Source organism: Micromonospora endophytica (assembly GCF_003236305.1).
Lineage (GTDB): Bacteria > Actinomycetota > Actinomycetes > Mycobacteriales > Micromonosporaceae > Micromonospora > Micromonospora endophytica.
Map to the genome: position 1 here is coordinate 1 of NZ_POTX01000517.1, position 547 is coordinate 547.

At 69.3% G+C, this 547-nt stretch carries 1 protein-coding gene; it reads left to right on the forward strand.

Annotation, left to right across the window (positions count from 1 at the left end):
- The first annotated feature begins 167 nt into the window (after positions 1–167).
- Positions 168–368 carry a DUF5999 family protein gene (locus tag C1I93_RS30860; protein WP_111220134.1) on the forward strand — a complete coding sequence of 67 codons (201 nt, stop codon included), beginning with the start codon at positions 168–170 and terminating at the stop codon, positions 366–368.
- Positions 369–547 lie beyond the last annotated feature (179 nt).

Here is a 547-nt window from a genome sequence, read left to right on the forward strand (position 1 = left end):
ATCTGTGGGAGCGCTTCCACGACGTCCGGGCGGTATCCGCTCATCCGTTCAGTGGATTTCCCACGCACCACGCCCACACCTGGTCGATGTGGCGCGCTTCGGCTTGGTACTGTGCGTCACTGGTCATGTGAACCATGACACAGTGCCCCCACAGTCCGGAGAACCCGATGTGCCAGCACCAACCCACCTGCCCCTCCGCCGAAGCCACCGACCGGGAAGCAGCCAGGGTCATCGCCTGCTTCCCTGAGCAGGGCTGGAGCCTGCTCTGCAACGGGGTCATCGTCTTCGAGGACACCGGTGAGCTGCTGCCCGACGGCAGCAGCATCGCACCGCACCGCGGTCCCGCCCGACACGCCCTCGCCGCCTGAGACGATCACCAACCGTCACGACCTTTCCCGCGCCGACCCAGGCTAGCCCCACCGCCGGTGCGGGCGGTGCCCAGGTCGGCGCGGCGCCGCAGGTCAGCTCTCGTACGCCTGCGGCGCCGGACACGAGCAGACCAGATTCCGGTCGCCGTACCCGCCGTCGACCCGACGCACCGGCGGCC